General features: G+C 72.0%; 20 protein-coding genes. 12 read left to right on the top strand and 8 right to left on the bottom strand.

All coding sequences use genetic code 11. The annotated features are described in order from the left end of the window. Positions 1 to 49 precede the first annotated feature (49 nt). Positions 50 to 535, bottom strand: a complete 486-nt coding sequence (locus tag ACH4VX_RS32045; RefSeq protein WP_398372375.1) for a nuclear transport factor 2 family protein — start codon at positions 533 to 535, stop codon at positions 50 to 52. A 94-nt stretch (positions 536 to 629) separates the two neighbouring features. Here ACH4VX_RS32045 and ACH4VX_RS32050 point away from each other — a divergent pair, with 94 nt between their 5' ends. Further along, positions 630 to 1241, top strand: a complete 612-nt coding sequence (locus ACH4VX_RS32050) for a DUF4291 domain-containing protein (RefSeq protein WP_398372377.1) — start codon at positions 630 to 632, stop codon at positions 1239 to 1241. A gap of 36 nt (positions 1242 to 1277) precedes the next feature. Then, positions 1278 to 2018 (top strand): SDR family NAD(P)-dependent oxidoreductase, encoded by a 741-nt coding sequence (locus tag ACH4VX_RS32055; RefSeq protein WP_398372379.1) that lies wholly within the window; start codon positions 1278 to 1280, stop codon positions 2016 to 2018. 26 nt (positions 2019 to 2044) lie between these two features. On the opposite strand, the gene ACH4VX_RS32060 is transcribed toward ACH4VX_RS32055, so the two are convergent. The 3 genes from ACH4VX_RS32060 to ACH4VX_RS32070 form a co-directional block, all read right to left on the bottom strand. After that, on the bottom strand, positions 2045 to 2224 hold the full coding sequence (locus ACH4VX_RS32060; protein ID WP_398372381.1) for a hypothetical protein: 180 nt from the start codon (positions 2222 to 2224) through the stop codon (positions 2045 to 2047). A 119-nt stretch (positions 2225 to 2343) separates the two neighbouring features. Then, positions 2344 to 3219: an undecaprenyl-diphosphate phosphatase gene (locus tag ACH4VX_RS32065; RefSeq protein ID WP_398372382.1), complete on the bottom strand. Its 876-nt coding sequence runs from the start codon at positions 3217 to 3219 to the stop codon at positions 2344 to 2346. A 165-nt stretch (positions 3220 to 3384) separates the two neighbouring features. Beyond that, positions 3385 to 3855: a winged helix-turn-helix transcriptional regulator gene (locus ACH4VX_RS32070; RefSeq protein ID WP_398372384.1), complete on the bottom strand. Its 471-nt coding sequence runs from the start codon at positions 3853 to 3855 to the stop codon at positions 3385 to 3387. Between the two features lie 115 nt (positions 3856 to 3970). Between ACH4VX_RS32070 and ACH4VX_RS32075 the strand changes: the two genes are divergently transcribed. Further along, positions 3971 to 5140 (top strand): thiolase family protein, encoded by a 1170-nt coding sequence (locus tag ACH4VX_RS32075; protein ID WP_398372386.1) that lies wholly within the window; start codon positions 3971 to 3973, stop codon positions 5138 to 5140. Positions 5141 to 5156: 16 nt separating this feature from the next. On the opposite strand, the gene ACH4VX_RS32080 is transcribed toward ACH4VX_RS32075, so the two are convergent. Continuing rightward, positions 5157 to 5930, bottom strand: coding sequence for a TVP38/TMEM64 family protein (locus ACH4VX_RS32080; protein ID WP_398372388.1), 774 nt, complete (start codon positions 5928 to 5930; stop codon positions 5157 to 5159). 49 nt (positions 5931 to 5979) lie between these two features. Between ACH4VX_RS32080 and ACH4VX_RS32085 the strand changes: the two genes are divergently transcribed. From ACH4VX_RS32085 to ACH4VX_RS32100, 4 genes are all read left to right on the top strand, one after another. Further along, positions 5980 to 6708: a DNA alkylation repair protein gene (locus tag ACH4VX_RS32085; protein ID WP_398372390.1), complete on the top strand. Its 729-nt coding sequence runs from the start codon at positions 5980 to 5982 to the stop codon at positions 6706 to 6708. A gap of 300 nt (positions 6709 to 7008) precedes the next feature. Then, complete coding sequence (gene tuf / locus ACH4VX_RS32090; protein WP_398372391.1) at positions 7009 to 8178, top strand: elongation factor Tu; 1170 nt, start codon at positions 7009 to 7011, stop codon at positions 8176 to 8178. A 71-nt stretch (positions 8179 to 8249) separates the two neighbouring features. Beyond that, positions 8250 to 9095, top strand: coding sequence for a spermidine synthase (locus ACH4VX_RS32095; RefSeq protein ID WP_398372393.1), 846 nt, complete (start codon positions 8250 to 8252; stop codon positions 9093 to 9095). A gap of 122 nt (positions 9096 to 9217) precedes the next feature. Then, on the top strand, positions 9218 to 9643 hold the full coding sequence (locus ACH4VX_RS32100) for a hypothetical protein (RefSeq protein ID WP_398372395.1): 426 nt from the start codon (positions 9218 to 9220) through the stop codon (positions 9641 to 9643). Between the two features lie 52 nt (positions 9644 to 9695). Here the strand turns inward: ACH4VX_RS32100 and ACH4VX_RS32105 are convergent, their stop codons facing one another. Together ACH4VX_RS32105 and ACH4VX_RS32110 are read right to left on the bottom strand one after the other, a co-directional pair. Beyond that, entirely contained in the window at positions 9696 to 11000 is a 1305-nt protein-coding gene (locus tag ACH4VX_RS32105; RefSeq protein ID WP_398372397.1) for an MFS transporter, read from the bottom strand. Between the two features lie 60 nt (positions 11001 to 11060). After that, the gene (locus tag ACH4VX_RS32110; protein WP_398372399.1) at positions 11061 to 12083 is read right to left on the bottom strand and encodes a hypothetical protein; all 1023 of its coding nucleotides are present in this window, start codon (positions 12081 to 12083) and stop codon (positions 11061 to 11063) included. Positions 12084 to 12218: 135 nt separating this feature from the next. On the opposite strand from ACH4VX_RS32110, the gene ACH4VX_RS32115 reads away from it, so the two are divergent. Further along, positions 12219 to 12656 (top strand): DUF4442 domain-containing protein, encoded by a 438-nt coding sequence (locus ACH4VX_RS32115; RefSeq protein WP_398372493.1) that lies wholly within the window; start codon positions 12219 to 12221, stop codon positions 12654 to 12656. 103 nt (positions 12657 to 12759) lie between these two features. Continuing rightward, positions 12760 to 13398: a DedA family protein gene (locus tag ACH4VX_RS32120; protein WP_398372401.1), complete on the top strand. Its 639-nt coding sequence runs from the start codon at positions 12760 to 12762 to the stop codon at positions 13396 to 13398. 242 nt (positions 13399 to 13640) lie between these two features. On the opposite strand, the gene ACH4VX_RS32125 is transcribed toward ACH4VX_RS32120, so the two are convergent. Next, positions 13641 to 14171, bottom strand: a complete 531-nt coding sequence (locus ACH4VX_RS32125) for a gamma carbonic anhydrase family protein (protein WP_398372402.1) — start codon at positions 14169 to 14171, stop codon at positions 13641 to 13643. 115 nt (positions 14172 to 14286) lie between these two features. On the opposite strand from ACH4VX_RS32125, the gene ACH4VX_RS32130 reads away from it, so the two are divergent. The 3 genes from ACH4VX_RS32130 to ACH4VX_RS32140 all read left to right on the top strand — a co-directional run bounded on the left by ACH4VX_RS32130 (position 14287) and on the right by ACH4VX_RS32140 (position 16368). After that, a complete protein-coding gene (locus ACH4VX_RS32130) occupies positions 14287 to 15084 on the top strand; it encodes an acyltransferase (RefSeq protein ID WP_398372404.1) in 798 nt (265 codons plus the stop codon). A gap of 130 nt (positions 15085 to 15214) precedes the next feature. Beyond that, the gene (locus ACH4VX_RS32135) at positions 15215 to 15787 is read left to right on the top strand and encodes a helix-turn-helix domain-containing protein (protein ID WP_398372406.1); all 573 of its coding nucleotides are present in this window, start codon (positions 15215 to 15217) and stop codon (positions 15785 to 15787) included. 23 nt (positions 15788 to 15810) lie between these two features. After that, complete coding sequence (locus ACH4VX_RS32140; protein WP_398372408.1) at positions 15811 to 16368, top strand: YbaK/EbsC family protein; 558 nt, start codon at positions 15811 to 15813, stop codon at positions 16366 to 16368. The last annotated feature ends 1 nt before the right edge of the window (position 16369 follow it).

Genomic DNA, 16369 nt, shown 5'->3' on the forward strand with positions numbered 1-16369 from the left:
TGCCTCCAGTGTGCGTCCCGACGGTGATCCGGGACAGCGCACGCCGGGGTCAGTTGATCACAGGAGCCGTCCGCCGGTCGGGCAGACGGCGCCACTTCTCCCGTACGACCACCTCGCTCAGCCGCCAGCCGTCGTCCGTGCGCAGCATCGCGAAGGCGCACCGGCCGCCGCACACGAAGTCCGGAGCGGCGGAAGCGACGCCCTGTCCGGTGCGGCCCATCGGATTCACGTAGTCGGCCTGCACCTGGGCCGTGTCGCCGGTGTCCTGCTCCCAGATCCCGAACCGCACCCGCCGGTTGACGATCAGATGCTGCCGCACGGGGAAGCTCCCGAGACTGTCCGCCAGCCATCCGGCCACCACCCGGGCACTGCCCTCGATGCCGCCGGCCGAGCGGTAGTCCGCCCGCCCGTCCGGCGTGAACAGTCCCCGGTACGCCTCCCAGTCACCGTCGTCCACGACCACCGCGTACTCGGTGACGAGCCCGTCCACGGCCAGCCGGTCCCTCACGGTCGCGAGCTCCACACGCTGCGTCATCGGCTCAGTGTTGGCCATGGGGCGTGCGCAGCCAAGAGGGCGTGCGCGGATATTCACTGGCCTCGGACGTGCCGCGCGGTCGAGGCTGGACACCGTGAACGATCAGCCGGCCGGAGTGCGCCCGAAATTCGAGGTGCGCGCCCGCCACACCGGGTCCACCATCACCGTCTACCAGGCCTACCACCCGGGAACAGGCCGTTCCGCGGCGCGCCACGGCCGCTTCCCGTCGTCGTGGAGCCGGGAGCGCATGACCTGGATCAAGCCGTCGTTCCTGTGGATGATGTACCGCTGCGGGTGGGGCGGCAAGAAGGACCAGGAGACCGTGCTGGCCGTGGAGATCAGCCGGGAGGGGTTCGTCTGGGCGCTGCGGAACGCGTGTCTGTCGCACCACGTCCCCGTTCTGCACGGTGACGCGACGGCCTGGAAGCGGGAGTTGCGGCAGGCGCCCGCGCGGGTGCAGTGGGACCCGGAGCGGGATCTGCGCCTGAACCCGCAGCCGTACCGCTCGCTCCAGCTGGGGCTCGCCGGGGAGGCGGCCGCGCGGTACGCGGACGAGTGGATCGTGGGCATCGAGGACGTGACACCGCTCGCCACGGAGATCCATGCCCTGGTGCGCGAGGGAGAGCTCGACCGTGCGGCCGGGCTGCTGCCCGAGGAGCGCCCCTACCCCCTCGACGACGATGTGCTCGCGCGTCTGCGAGCCTGAGGATCTTCGTCCCGCGCTCTTCGCCCGGAGGTACTCATGAAGCGTCTCGTCACGGTGGTCACCGGTGGCAGCCGGGGGATCGGTGCCGCGACCTGTCTGCGGCTCGCGTCGGAGGGGCACGACGTGGCGGTGAACTACGTCCGGGACTCCGCGGCTGCCGAGGACGTGGCGGAGGGGGTGCGGGCGGCCGGGGCGCGGGCCGTGACCGTGCGTGCGGACACGTCCGTCGAGGCGGATGTAGACCGCCTCTTCGAGGTGGCGGAGCGGGAGCTCGGACCGCTGACGGGGCTGGTGAACAACGCGGCGGTGACGGGGCCGCTGGGACGGCTCACCGAGGTCGGGACGGACACCCTGCGGCGGGTCGTCGACGTCAACCTCATCGGCACGCTGCTGTGTTCGCGGCGGGCGGCGCAGCTCATGACGCCCCGGGGCGAGGGCGTGATCGTGAACATCTCCTCGGGGGCCGCCACACTGGGCAGCCCCGGCGAGTTCGTGCACTACGCGGCGACGAAGGCCGCCGTCGACGCCCTGACCCTCGGCCTGTCCAAGGAGCTCGGTCCGGACGGCATCCGGGTCAACGCGGTCGCGCCGGGCGCGATCGACACGGAGATGCACGCCGCCATGGGAGCCCCGGACCGTGCCCGGGAGATGGCCGGGAACGTTCCGCTGCGGCGGGTGGGACGGGCCGAGGAGATCGCGGCGGCCGTGGCGTGGCTGATGTCGCCGGACGCCTCGTACACCACGGGGGCGGTGCTGAGAGTGGCGGGCGGGCGCTAAGCCGCACCGCGAGGGCGGGGGGAGGGTCAGGCCGCCTTGACGACCCGGCCGCGGATCGCCGCCGCCCACTCGACCACCAGCAACTCGTACTGCTCGCGCTCCTGCGCGGACAGGGACCCGCCCGCGCGCAGCCACAGCGCGCGGATCTGCTCGTTGACCTCGGCGGCGGTCCGCACGGAACCAGGGGTCACTAAATCGGGGGACATGCGGACAAGCCTAGGGCCAGGGACTGACAGTGCGCTACCGGACGGCTACGCGCACCGTATGTCTTCGGTCACGTGCCCGGGTCACGTTCCCGCTCCCCGGGCGTGTTCGCCTCCGGGGCTCAGCCCGCCGACTCCGCCGCGTGCGGGCTGAGGTGGCCCATGGCGACCAGCACGATGATGACGATGCCGAGCGCGATGCGGTACCAGACGAACGGCATGAAGCTCTTGGTCGAGATGAACTTCATGAACCAGGCGATCACCGCGTACCCGACGGCGAAGGCGATCACCGTCGCGAAGAGCGTCGGGCCCCAGGAGACGTGCCCGCCCTCCGCGGCGTCCTTCAGTTCGAACGCCCCGGAGGCCAGCACCGCGGGGACGGCGAGCAGGAAGGAGTAGCGGGCCGCGGCCTCGCGCCGGTAGCCCATGAACAGACCGCCGCTGATGGTGGCGCCGGAGCGGGAGACACCCGGGATGAGCGCCATGGCCTGGCAGATGCCGTAGATCAGACCGTCCCTGACACTCAGGTCCCCGAGTTCCTTGCGCTGCTTGGCCACACGGTGCCGGCCGCCGCTCTCGGCCCGCGCCGCGAGGCGGTCGGCGACGCCGAGCACGATGCCCATGCCGATCAGCATCGCCGCGGTGAGCCGCAGATCACGGAACGGCCCCTCGATCTGGTCCTTGAGCGTCACCCCGAGCACACCGATCGGGATCGAGCCGACGATGACGAGCCAGCCCATGCGCGCGTCCTGGTCGCGGCGCATCTCCTTGTTCGTCAGCGAGCGGGTCCAGGCCGACAGGATCCGCCCGATGTCCTTGCGGAAGTAGATCAGGACCGCGGTCTCCGTGCCGATCTGGGTGATCGCGGTGAAGGCCGCGCCGGGGTCCTCCCAGCCGGAGAAGGCCGCGGTCAGCCGCAGGTGCGCGCTGGAGGAGACGGGCAGGAACTCGGTCAGCCCCTGGACGAGTCCGAGGATGAGTGATTCGAACCAAGACATGAGGTAGCGGAGTCCAAGTGCCGATCGTGGGACGGGCGACGGCGCACCGCACCGCCGTGGGCGGTGATCGATGATCAGGCGCGCCGAGGGGGAAGCGTAGCGCCCCAAGATGACATCCCCGACACAGGGGCTTCACGGCCCCCGCCCTTGGCGGAAAGTGACGGCTCAGGCCGCCGTAGGGCCGCCCACCGTCCACCCCGGCGCCTGCGGATGGGAGGTCAGGTCCTCGTGACGCGCCTCGTCGCCGCAGGCCCGGCAGGTGACGACCGGGACGAATTCGTTGCCGCAGACGTGCTCGAGCACCATGGGCAGGTCGCCGTCCTGATGCAGATGGCGGTCGCCCCACTCCTTGAGGGTCAGCAGGACGGGCTCCAGTTCCAGACCCGCCTGGGTGGGCCGGTACTCGAAGCGCTGCGGGCGCTCGCTGTAGGGGTGCTTGGCCAGGATCCCGGCGTCGACCAGCCGCCGCAGCCGGGTGGCCAGGATGTCGCGCGGAGCGCCGATGTTGCGCACCAGCTGGTCGAAGCGGCCGTTGCCGAGGCACACCTCGCGCAGGACGAGCAGGGAGTACTTCTCGCCGACCAGTGCGAGCGCGTCGGCGATCGAACAGGGGCGCGGGTCTTTGGAGGCGGCCATACGGCCAAGTCTAGGGGAGGGTTTGCTTTTCCAACTCGCGAGGCTATCGTGAGTTCGGATTTCCTACTCACTGGTACGTCGTCCTGAACCGGTCCCGGCCAAGGAGGCCCGCACCATGCGTGACGCAGTCGTCGTCGAAGCCGTACGCACCCCCATCGGCAAGGGCAAGCCGCAGGGCGCCCTCGCCCACGTCCACCCCGTCGAACTCCTCGCCCACACCCTGCGCACCCTCGTCGAGCGCTCCGGCGTGGATCCCATGCTGATCGACGACGTCATCGGCGGCACCGTCGACCAGGTCGGCGAGCAGGCCATGAACACCACCCGCTACGCCGTCCTCTCCGCCGGCCTGCCCGAGTCCGTACCGGCCACCACCGTGGACCGCCAGTGCGGCTCCTCCCAGCAGGCCGTGCACTTCGCGGCACAGGGCGTCATCTCCGGCGCGTACGACCTCGTCGTCGCCTGCGGCGTGGAGTCCATGAGCCGGGTGCCGATGTGGTCCAACGTGCCCGCCGGCAAGGACCCCTTCGGCCCCGGAGTCGCCGAGCGCTACCCGGAGGGGCTCGTCCCGCAGGGCATCGGCGCCGAACTCATCGCCGCCAAGTGGTCGATCACCCGCGAGCGGATGGACACCTTCGCCGTCTCCTCGCACCGCAAGGCGGCCGAGGCCTGGAACGCCGGACTGTTCGACGCCGAGGTCGCACCCCTGGACGGCGTCACCCGCGACGAGTGCGTACGGCCGGACAGCACCACCGAGACCCTGGCCGGCCTCCGGCCCGCCTACCACGACCCGGTCTTCGCCGAGCGTTTCCCGCAGATCGAGTGGAACGTCACCGCGGGCAACGCCAGCCCGGTCAACGACGGCGCCTCCGCCGTGCTCATCACGTCGAGCGAGACCGCCGCCCGCCTCGGCCTGCGTCCCCTCGCCCGGCTGCACAGCTTCGCCGTCACCGGATCCGATCCGCTGCTGATGCTCACCGGTGTCGTCCCGGCCACCGAGAAGGTGCTGCGCCGCGCCTCCCTGTCGCTCGACGACATCGACCTTTTCGAGGTCAACGAGGCGTTCTCCAGTGTGGTCCTGGCCTGGCAGCAGGAGACCGGCGCCGACCTGGCCAGGGTCAACGTGCACGGCGGCGCCGTGGCCCTCGGCCATCCGCTCGGCGCCAGCGGCACCCGGCTGACGACGACCCTGGTCCACGCGATGCGTGAACGCGGCGCCCGCTATGCCCTGCAGACCATGTGCGAGGCCGGCGGGCTCGCCAACGCGATGGTGCTCGAACGCGTCTGACGCACCGCCGGCCGGCTCACCGCCCGCGCAGCCGGTGCCGCTTGCGCCACGCCACCACCGCACCGGCCAGACCCGGTACGGCGATGCAGGCCAGCGCGATCAGGAAGGCCGGGGACGTCGGCGTCGACGCGCGGGCGCCGGCCACCACGTAGGCGGCGGTGTTCGGGATCGACCCGAGCGCCGTCGCCAGCAGGAACGGCAGCAGGCCCATACGGGAGACGGCGGCACAGTAGTTGGAGGCGGCGAACGGGATGCCCGGGAACAGCCGGGCCGCCAGCATCGAGCGGAAACCGTGCCGGCTGAGCTGGTCGTCCGCGGCCTTCAGCCAGCGTCCGCGCAACAGCGGACGCAACGCCTCCTGACCGAGCGCCCGCCCCAGACAGAAGGCCAGCCCGGCGCCCAGCACCGTGCCGCCCAGCGCCGCACCCAGGCCGAGCTGGGAGCCGAACAGGGCACCCGCGGCGAGGTTCAGCAGCGGGCGCGGCACGAACGCCACCGTGCACACCCCGTAGGCCACCGCGTACGCCACGACCGCCGCGGACCCGCCGAGCCGGTCCGGCCAGCCGTCGGTCAGCAGTCGCTGCGGCTCGAGGGCCAGCATCAGCGACGCGGCGGTGAGGAGCAGGGCGACCAGCAGGGACAGCCGTGACCACGGCGACAGCAGGAATCTGACGCAGCGGGCGGCGAATCCCGTGGCGGGGGCCGGCGGGAGCGGTACCGCGAGGTCCGTGGCGGTGGCCCGGGGAGAGGCCGTGGCGGTGCCCCCAGAGCGGGTGGTGGCATCGAGCATCCGGTGACACTAACCGACAAATGTGTGTGATCGCCGTAGTGTTCGTCTCATGCGCGTCACAGAGGACGGTACGGCGGCACCGCGTGTGCCGGGCAGTGCGCTCGCCGACACGGTGCTGGAACGGCTCACCGCCGCCTACGCGCCCGCCGCCGACCCGGAACAGGCCGTGGCGATGCGCGCCTACATGAAGGACGTCGCCCCCTTCCTGGGCCTGACGACCCCGGCCCGCCGCGCCCTGTCCCGCACCGTCGTGGCGGGGCTGCCCCGCCCCGGCGAGGCCGACTGCACGGCCGTCGCCCTGCGCTGCTGGGAGCTGCCCGAGCGCGAGTACCAGTACTTCGCCGTGGACTACCTGCGCCGCCACGTACGGCACTGTTCCTCCGGCTTCCTGCCCGTCGTCCGGCACCTCGTCACCACGGTCCCCTGGTGGGACACCGTCGACCTGCTCGCCGCGCACGTCGTCGGGACGCTGGTCGCCGCCGACCGGAGCCTCGCCGCCGAGATGGACGAGTGGATCGGCGACGACGACATGTGGCTCGCCCGCACCGCCCTGCTCCACCAGCTGCGCCACAAGGAGCGCACCGACACCGCGCGGCTCTTCGCCTACTGCCTGCGCCGGTCCGACCACCCGGACTTCTTCATCCGCAAGGCCATCGGCTGGTGCCTGCGCGAGTACGCCAAGACCGACCCCGACGCCGTACGGGCCTTCCTGGCGCGCGAGCGGGGACGGTTCGCGCCGCTGTCGGTGCGGGAGGCGCTGAAGAACACCGGCGCGTAGCGGCCCCGGTCCGGCGCGGAAAACCATTCGACGCGGGGCGGGTCGTCGGCAAGGATCGACGCCATGTTCCGGTACGCCTTCCACCTCGCAGCATCCGCGGTCGCGGACGCCCCGAAGGCTGCCGTTCCCACATTCCTCGCCGCAGTCGACGGCGCCCGAAGCTGACCCTCCCCGGATCGTCCGGCGGACCCCCCAGGGGGAGGGTCGGCCAGGTTCCTGGGGTCCCCGTCCCGGCCGCGCGCCGATCCGCCGCGCCCGGGGCCACCACGCGTCACCATCGAGAGGCTTCGAGGTACCGCCATGTCCAAGACGGCGTACGTCCGCACCAAACCGCATCTGAACATCGGCACGATGGGCCATGTCGACCATGGCAAGACCACCCTGACCGCCGCCATCACCAAGGTCCTCGCCGAGCGCGGCTCCGGCAGTTTCGTCCCGTTCGACCGCATCGACCGGGCGCCGGAGGAGGCCGCGCGCGGCATCACCATCAACATCGCGCACGTCGAGTACGAGACCGACACCCGGCACTACGCCCACGTCGACATGCCCGGCCACGCCGACTACGTCAAGAACATGGTCACCGGTGCCGCGCAGCTCGACGGGGCGATCCTCGTCGTCTCCGCGCTCGACGGGATCATGCCGCAGACCGCCGAGCACGTCCTGCTCGCCCGTCAGGTGGGCGTCGACCACATCGTCGTCGCCCTCAACAAGGCCGACGCGGGGGACGAGGAGCTCACCGACCTGGTCGAGCTGGAGGTCCGCGACCTGCTCTCCGCGCACGGTTACGGCGGCGAGTCCGCGCCCGTCGTACGGGTCTCCGGACTGAAGGCGCTGGAGGGCGACCCGCGCTGGACGGCGTCGATCGACGCGCTGCTCGACGCGGTGGACACGTATGTGCCCATGCCCGAGCGGTACCTGGACGCGCCGTTCCTGCTGCCGGTGGAGAACGTGCTCACCATCACCGGCCGGGGCACCGTCGTGACCGGCGCCGTGGAGCGCGGCACGGTCCGCGTCGGTGACCGGGTCGAGGTGCTCGGCGCCGAGGTGGAGACCGTGGTGACCGGCCTGGAGACCTTCGGCAAGCCCATGGAGGAGGCGCAGGCCGGGGACAACGTGGCGCTGCTGCTGCGCGGGGTGCCGCGCGACGCGGTGCGGCGCGGGCACGTGGTGGCCGCGCCGGGCAGCGTGGTGCCGAGCCGGCGCTTCACCGCGCAGGTGTACGTGCTGTCGGCCCGCGAGGGCGGCCGTACGACACCGGTGTCGACCGGGTACCGGCCGCAGTTCTACATCCGCACGGCGGATGTCGTGGGCGACGTCGACCTCGGTGAGGTGGCGGTGGCGCGGCCCGGGGACAGGGTCACCATGACCGTGGAGCTGGGGCGCGAGGTGCCGCTGGAGGCCGGGCTCGGGTTCGCCGTCCGTGAGGGTGGCCGCACGGTCGGCGCGGGAACGGTGACGGCGGTCGGCTGAGCGGCGGGCGGCTGCCCGCTTCCGTGAAGGGGGCGGGCGGCCGCCCGTGCGGACGACGGCACAATGGGACGGTGAGCGAGCCCATCCCCGTGACCCGCGTCGTCGATCACGGCACCGCCAAGCTGATGCCCGACGTGGACCGGGAGCGGGCCTGGCTGCTGACCGTCGACGGGGCGCCGCAGTCGTACGTAGACCTGGACGAGCCGGCGCATCTGGAGTTCGAGTACGTCCGACGGCTCGGGCACGTCCTCGACACGGTGGCGGAACCGGGGCGCCCGCTGGACGCCCTGCACCTCGGCGGCGGGGCGCTCACCCTGCCCCGCTACCTGGCCGCCACCCGTCCCGGCTCCCGGCAGCAGGTCGTGGAGTTCGACCGGGGGCTGCTGGAGCTGGTCGCCGAGCATCTGCCGCTCCCCGGGGACGCCGATGTCACACTGCACGCGGCGGACGCCCGGGCCTGGCTGGAGGCGGCCCCCGACGACAGCGCGGACGTCCTGGTCGCCGACGTCTTCGGCGGCTCACGGGTCCCGGCGCACCTGACTTCCGTCGCCTACGCGCAGGAGGCCGCGCGCGTCCTGCGGCCCGGCGGGGTGTATCTCGCCAACCTCGCGGACGCGGCCCCGTTCGCTTTCCTCCGCTCCCAACTCGCCACCTTGGGGACGCGGTTCGAGGAGCTGGTACTCATCGCCGAGCCGGGGGTGCTGCGCGGACGCCGCTTCGGCAACGCGGTCCTGGCCGCCGCCCACCGGCCACTGGACATCACCGGCCTGTCCCGCGCCACAGCCGCCGACGCCTTCCCGGCCCGGGTGGAACACGGGGCCGCGCTACGGGACCTCGTCCGCGGCGCGCTCCCGGTACGGGACGAGGACGCCGTACCGTCACCCGTGCCCCCCTCCGGGGCGTTCGGCATCGGCTGACCCGGCTTCCCGGACGGTCCGTGCCGTGCACCACGACGGAATCGTTCATTTCCCTTCCGAGGGGCCACGGACGCTGACATCCTTGGGCTGCTTGCAGCACGAAATGCAAGGGTGGGGGCGCAATGGCAGAGGTGCGGCGCGGTTCGCTGGGACAATTGATCAGAGCGCTGAGCCTGGCGGCGCTCCTCACCGTTTACCTCGGAAGTCTGTGGGCGACTTTCCGGCAACTGGACGCGAAACCGGCCTTCGACGGAGCGCTCGGCGTGCCCCATCGGGCCCATGCGGCGCTGGTCATGGGGCTCATGGTGTGCGGCGGACTGGGAGTCACCGCTGCCATTGTCGACGGTCGGCGCGAATTCTCCTCCTGGCTGCTGGCCCTGGTGGGTGCGGCTTCCGCCCTTGCCTGGAGCCTGTGTGCCTCGTTCGGTGAGGAGGACGACATGGTGGGCATGCTTTTCGCCGCCATTTCTCCTTTGATCAGTCTGCTGGCACTTGCCGAACTGATGCGCCAGTTGCGGACCCGGGCAGTGGGAGCGCCGGTCGGCTGAAGAAATGGGCCGGTGGTGAGAGAGTTCTTCCGCAGACGTCACTCGAGGCCCGCTAATCGAGGCTCGTCACGGGACGCTCACCGTCACCGTTCCCGAGCGGCCGGTCATTTCCGGTACGGGCTTCGACGACCTTCCGGGACCGGCGGCGGAGATTGCGGACGTCCGGGACGCACAGCACCGCCGCCGTGACGACCACGACCAGTGCGGCGCACCCCCACAGCGCCTCCGGGCGGCCGAACGCCGTCTCCGCCGGGCCCGCCAGGGCCATCGCCGCCGGCACCAGCGCGACCGAGCCGAACCAGTCGTACGCCGAGACCCGGGACAGCTTCTCCTCCGGTATCTCCTGGTGCAGCGCGGTCATCCAGGAGACGCCGAACACCTCCAGCGACACGCCGGTCACGAACATCACCGCGCACAGCACGGCGACCGGCGCCGGCACGGCGAGCGCGGCGGAGGGCAGAGCCAGCGGGAACACGCACAGGGTGCCGACGAACAGCAGACGGCGCGGCTGCCAGCGGGTCATCAGCAGCGCGCCCACCACCGTGCCCCCGCCGAAGAACGCCAGTGCCACGCCCCAGGGACCGGCGCCGCCCAGATGGTCCCGGGCGACGAGCGGCCCGTAGACCGCGTCGGCCGCGCCGACGACCGCGTTGGCGACGGAGAACTGGACGACGACGCCCCACAGCCAGGGACGGCCGATGAACTCCCGCCAGCCCTCCTTCAGATCGGCGAGCATGCCGCCGCCGGGGGCGCGCGGCGGTATGTGCCTCACGTCGAGGAACGCCCGCAGCGCCGCCGCGACCGCGAAGGCCGCCGCGTCCGCCGCCAGCACCCAGCCGGGCCCGATCGCGGCGACCATGGCCCCGCCCAGCGCGGCCCCGCCGAGCGTCGCCCCGTGCATCGCCATCCGGAACACCGCGAACGCCCGCCCGGCCTGCTCGCCCTCGACCGAGGACAGCAGCATGCCCTCGGCAGCCGGGTTGAAGAACGCCTGACCGGTACCGCCGAGCGCGCTGAGCAGCATCATCTGCCACAGTTGTGCCTCGCCCGCCAGGACCAGCGCCGCGAACGCGGCCTGCGAGACACAGTTCAGGGCGTTGGCCGCGACCATCACCCGGTGCCGCGGCAGCCGGTCCGCGACGGCACCGCCGATCAGCAGGAACAGCACCAGCGGCAGGGTGCGGGCGGCGGCCACCAGACCCACGTCGCCGCCGTCGCCGCCCGCGCCCAGCACGGCGAACGCGGCGGCGATCAGCGCGCCGTGACTGCCCAGGTTGGTCACCACGGCGGCGGCGGTCAGCAGGGAGTAGTTGCGGCCGGCCCAGGCGGGACGGCGGCGGGATGCGGTGGTCGGCACCCCGTGACTATCGCCGGGCCGGGGCCGACTTGCCAAATGGAATGCCGGCCCTCGGACCTGCTAGGACTCCGTCGGAGCTTCCTCGGTGAGGCGCACCGTGCTGAGGATCTTCTGCACGGTCGCCTCCGGGATCTCGTCCTTGACGCCCTTGGCGCCGTACAGGTTCCAGGTGACGAAGTCCCCGGCGCCGTTCTTGAAGCCGAACGTGATCGCCTTGCCCTCGCTGTCGCACTTGCCGTTCTGCGGCGTGTTCTCCGAGTGCGCCGTGGCCACGCTGCCCTCGAGACCGGACGTCGTGGTGTACGCCTTCGGCTTCTCGTGCTTCACGCTCTTCTTGTCGGGCTGCGTGTACCCGCCGTAGATCCACCACGGCACCCGGGTCTCGGCCGCCATGTCCGTGTCCTTGGCGCCGTTCTCACCGCGGGTACCGGCGGTGGCGAGGGCGGTGTCCTCCTCGCGGCCGTCCTTGTTGTCGTCGCTCGTGCACCACTTGGACTTCAGATACGCGGGGGCGGTGACGGTGGTGCGGTCCATCTCACCGTCCTTCTCCTCCCACTCGAAGCCCACGCTGGTGCCGGGAGTCTCGATCTCCCAGTCGGCCGGGACGTCGAACTTGGTGCCGAACCGCGTGTTGACGACGACCTTCCAGCCCGGGATGGTCGCCTTCTCCTCCTCACCGCCGCGCGGGTTGTCGTCCGAGGCGGAGACGCTCGGTTCCGCGGAGGTTTCCTTGGTCGCGGTCGCGGTCGCGGTCGCGGTCGGCTTGGCGTCCTTCTTGCCGTCGGCCGCGTCGTCCTTGTCACCGCCGAGCACCAGGAAGCCGGTGACACCGGCGGCCACGACCACGGCCGTCGCCGCCACGATCGCCACCAGCTTCGTCCGGTTCCCGCCACCCCCGCCCTGCGGTGGCTGCGGCCCGCCCGCCGTGGTCTGCGCGCCCCACCCCGGCTGCTGCGGGTACGTGTTCGGCTGCTGGTAGCCGGGCTGCTGGTACGGATTCGGCTGTTGGTACCCCGGCTGCTGGTACGGGTTGTTCGACTGCGGGTTCTGCTCGCCCCCGGGCGGCTGCTGTCCTGGCCACATGGGCAGTAACACTAGCCGCGCCAGGGACACGATTGGGTCACCGCCCTTTGACGGGGACGTAGCAAAACCGGATGCCGCGCGACATGGCGGCCCGAGGCTACTCGCGGGTAACCTGCGTTCATGAGCGCAGACCAGATGACCATCGGCGAAATGCTCGCCGCCACGGTGCCCATGGCCCGGACCCTCGACCTCCAGTTCCTGGAGACCACGCCCGAGCAGGCCGTGGTGGCCCTGCCGGACCAGGCCGACTACCACAACCACGTGGGCGGACCGCACGCAGGTGCGATGTTCACCCTCGGTGAGTCGGCGAGCGGCGCGATCGTGCTCGCCGCGTTCGGGGACCAGCTCGCACGGGCCGTGCCGCTGGCCGTCCGCGCCGAGATCGCCTACAAGAAGCTGGCGATGGGCCCGGTCACCGCCACCGCGACCCTCGGCCGCCCGGCCGCCGAGGTCGTCGCCGAACTCGACGAGGGCGTGCGCCCCGAGTTCCCGGTCTCGGTCGCCATCCGCCGCGAGGACGGCACCGTCACCGGCGAGATGACCGTCGTCTGGACCCTGCGCCCCAACGGCTGACCGCCGGCTCCGCAGCCGGACCGGGCGCACGGCACGACCCGGTAGGCTTCCCGTTCGTGCGCCGGGACCCGGCGCACGAACGGCGGACCGGGAGGACAGGGCGTTGCACGTACAGGAGTGGCTCGAGACCGTACCCGCGGTCGCCGTGTACGCCCTGGTGGGGCTGGTCATCGGGCTGGAGAGCCTGGGCATCCCGCTGCCGGGCGAGATCATCCTGGTCTCCTCCGCGCTGCTCGCCTCCCAGCACGGCGACATCGACCCGGTGGTCCTCGGCGCCTGCGCCACCGCCGGAGCGATCATCGGCGACTCGATCGGCTACGCCATCGGCCGCAGGGGCGGACGACCGCTGCTGGCCTGGCTGGGCGCCAAGTTCCCCCGCCACTTCAGCGAGGGGCACATCGCGACCGCCGAGCGGTCCTTCAAGAAGTGGGGCATGTGGGCCGTCTTCTTCGGCCGCTTCGTGGCCCTGCTGCGCATCTTCGCCGGCCCGCTCGCGGGTGTGCTGCGGATGCCCTACTGGAAGTTCCTGATCGCCAACGTCCTCGGCGGCATCGTCTGGGCGGGCGGCACCACCGCCGTCATCTACTACGTCGGCATCGTCGCCGAGTCCTGGCTGAAGCGCTTCTCGTGGCTGGGCCTGGTGCTGGCGGTACTGATCGGCGTGACGTCGATGCTGGTGCTGAAGCGCAAGGCGAAGAAGGCGGCACCACGAACGCCGGAGCCTGTTGTCACCGCTGACTAGGACGCCCCGGCAGGGGCGCGGGGCCGTGCTGATGTGCGGCTCCGCCGCGTGGGCGCGACAAGCCCTCCACGCCCCGCAGACCGCCTGCGGCCCTAGGGGGTGTCGTTTGGGTCAGGCCGGCTTCAGGCGACGGCGCCTCACAGCCGAGCCGGGCGGGGTCCGGTGCGTGCGGCCGCAAGACGGCAACGCCGCAGAGGTGCGTGCCGGACCCCGCGACCCCGGCAAGATCCAAACGACATCTCCTAGGCCCCGTGCTCGTCCCGGTGGACCTTCGCCAACTCCGCGTACATCGTGCCGTTGAGAGTGAGCCCCTGACGCTCTTCGTCCGTCAGCTCCCGCCGGACCTTCGCCGGCACCCCCGCGACCAGCGACCCCGGCGGCACCCGCATCCCCTGCGGCACCAGCGCCTGCGCGGCGACAAGCGACCCCGCGCCGATCACGGCGCCGTTGAGCACGGTCGCCCCCATGCCGATCAAACAGTCGTCCTCGACAGTGGCCCCGTGCACCACGGCGTTGTGCCCGATCGACACCCGCTCGCCCACGCCGACCGGGAACCCCGGGTCGGCATGGAGCGTGCAGTTGTCCTGCACATTGCTGCCCGCCCCGACGGAGATCCGCTCCACGTCCCCGCGCAGCACCGCCCCGTACCAGACGCTCGCGCCCGCGTGCAGCGTCACGTCCCCGATCACCGAGGCCGTGGGTGCCACGAAGGCGCCCCCGTCCACCTTCGGCTCCCTGCCTCCGATACCCGTGATCAGCGCGCGGTGCGTCATCGCCCTCTCCTCCACACGACGTCGTAGACATCACGCACCGTACGCCAACCCGGTGGGGTGAAGATCACAGGGTCACCGGCCCGTCGGTGAGCCGCCCGCCGACTACGGTGAGCGGGTGCCGAAGCGCAAGAACACGTTCTCGTCCTGGCCGCGCCGCCTCGCTCAGCGCGCGGTCCACGCGGGCTGGGCCTGGGTGCAGCGCACGGGTTCGGTGACCGCCGAGCACCCCGGCCGCTTCCGCTTCGGGGCGATGGGAACAGGTACCAGGCTCGCCTTCCCGCTCGGCACGGTCTTCGGTGAGCCCTGGATCCGGATCGGCGCGCACTGCATCGTCGGCGAGCAGGTCACCCTCACCGCCGGCCTGATGCCCGGCCTCGACCTCGGCCCCGAGCCGATCCTGCGCATCGGCGACGGGGTCGTGCTGGGCCGCGGCAGCCATGTCATCGCCGACACGACGGTCAGCATCGGCAGCGACTGCTACTTCGGGCCGTACGTCTACGTCACCTCCACCAACCACTCCTACGACGATCCGCACGAGCCCATCGGCAAGCAGTGGCCGCGAATGGAGCCGGTGGAGATCGGCACCGGCTGCTGGATCGGCACCGGCGCGGTGATCCTGCCGGGGGCGCGCATCGGGCGGAACGTGGTGGTGGCCGCGGGCGCGGTGGTGCGGGGCGCGGTGCCCGACCACGCCGTGGTCGCGGGCGCCCCGGCCCGTGTCGTACGCCGCTGGACCCCAGCCGACGGCTGGCAGCCGCCGCTGCGCACCCCGGCGCCCGTACCGATCCCGGAGGGCATCACCCCGGAGCAGTTGCGGGCGCTGTCGGAACTGGACGAGGAGAGCGCCGCGCGGCTCGCGGAGCTGGACGAGGAGGGCGTGACCCGGCTCGCCGAGCTGGAACCCGAGGGCTGAACCGTCCTCACCCGGTCGTGAGCAGCGCCGATTCCGGTCGCAGTACAGTGCGATGGACGATCGGGTCCGTCCCGCGGCAGCCGGACACGGGGCCCCGGTCGCCCCACCTGTTGGACGGAACGGACGGAACGTGTCGGACCTCGACCTGCTGACCCAGTCCCTGGCGCGCAACGTCAAACGCTGGCGCACCGAGCGCGGCTTCACGCTGGACACGCTCGCGGCGCGGGCCGGTGTCAGCCGCGGCATGCTCATCCAGATCGAACAGGCCCGCACCAACCCGAGCATCGGCACGGTCGTCAAGATCGGCGACGCGCTCGGCGTCAGCGTTCCCACCCTGCTCGACTACGAGCGGGGACCGCAGGTCCGGATCGTCCCCGCCGACCGGGCCGTGCGGCTCTGGCACACCGAGGGCGGCAGCTACAGCAGGCTGCTCGCCGGGACCGAGGCGCCCGGCCCGCTGGAGATGTGGGACTGGCGGCTCATGCCGGGCGAGAGCAGCGACTCCGACCCGCACCCCGCCGGCACGGTCGAACTCGTCCACGTCACGTCCGGGGAGCTGACCCTCACCGTCGACGGGGCGGAGCACCGGGTGCCGGCCGGCGCCAGTGCCTCCTTCGAGGCCAACGCACCGCACACGTACGGAAATCGGGGTGACGTCCCGATGGAGATGATCATGACCGTCTCGGTGCCGCGCGTGCACTGAGAGGCCCCTGTTACGGTGCGGCCATGCGCGCACCCATCGGAGACTTCGACCACGTCACCCCCGCCCCCGACTGCCTCGACGAACTGACCGCCCCGGTCGCCGCCGCCGTCCGCGCCTGGAGAGGCAGCGTCCCCGCGGACCGGCTGCTCCACGTCGACACCGACCCGCGCTGGGCGGACACCGCCGTCTTCGTCGAGCACTACGGCCGGGAGCTGCTGGAGCGGTCGGCGAACTGCGTGGTGGTGGCGGGCAGGCGCGGCGGCGGGACCACGCTCGCCGCGTGCGTCGTCCTGTCCACCACGCGGCTCGACGTCAACGGGGTCGTACGGCGTCATCTCGGCGCCCGCAAGGCGTCCTTCGCCCCGATGGACACGGCCACGGGGGAGACCGGCATGGAGTACGGCGGCATCACCCCGATCGGACTGCCCGGCGACTGGCCGGTGCTGGTGGACGCGGCCGTCGTGGACCTGCCGTACGTGCTCGTCGGCAGCGGCCGACGGCGCGGCAAGCTGCTGGTGCCGGGCAAGGCGTTCGCGGAACTGCCCGGAGCGGTCGTACTGGAGGGGCTGGGAGCGGCCTGAG

The organism is Streptomyces sp. NPDC020731, assembly GCF_044334705.1.
Classification (GTDB): domain Bacteria; phylum Actinomycetota; class Actinomycetes; order Streptomycetales; family Streptomycetaceae; genus Streptomyces.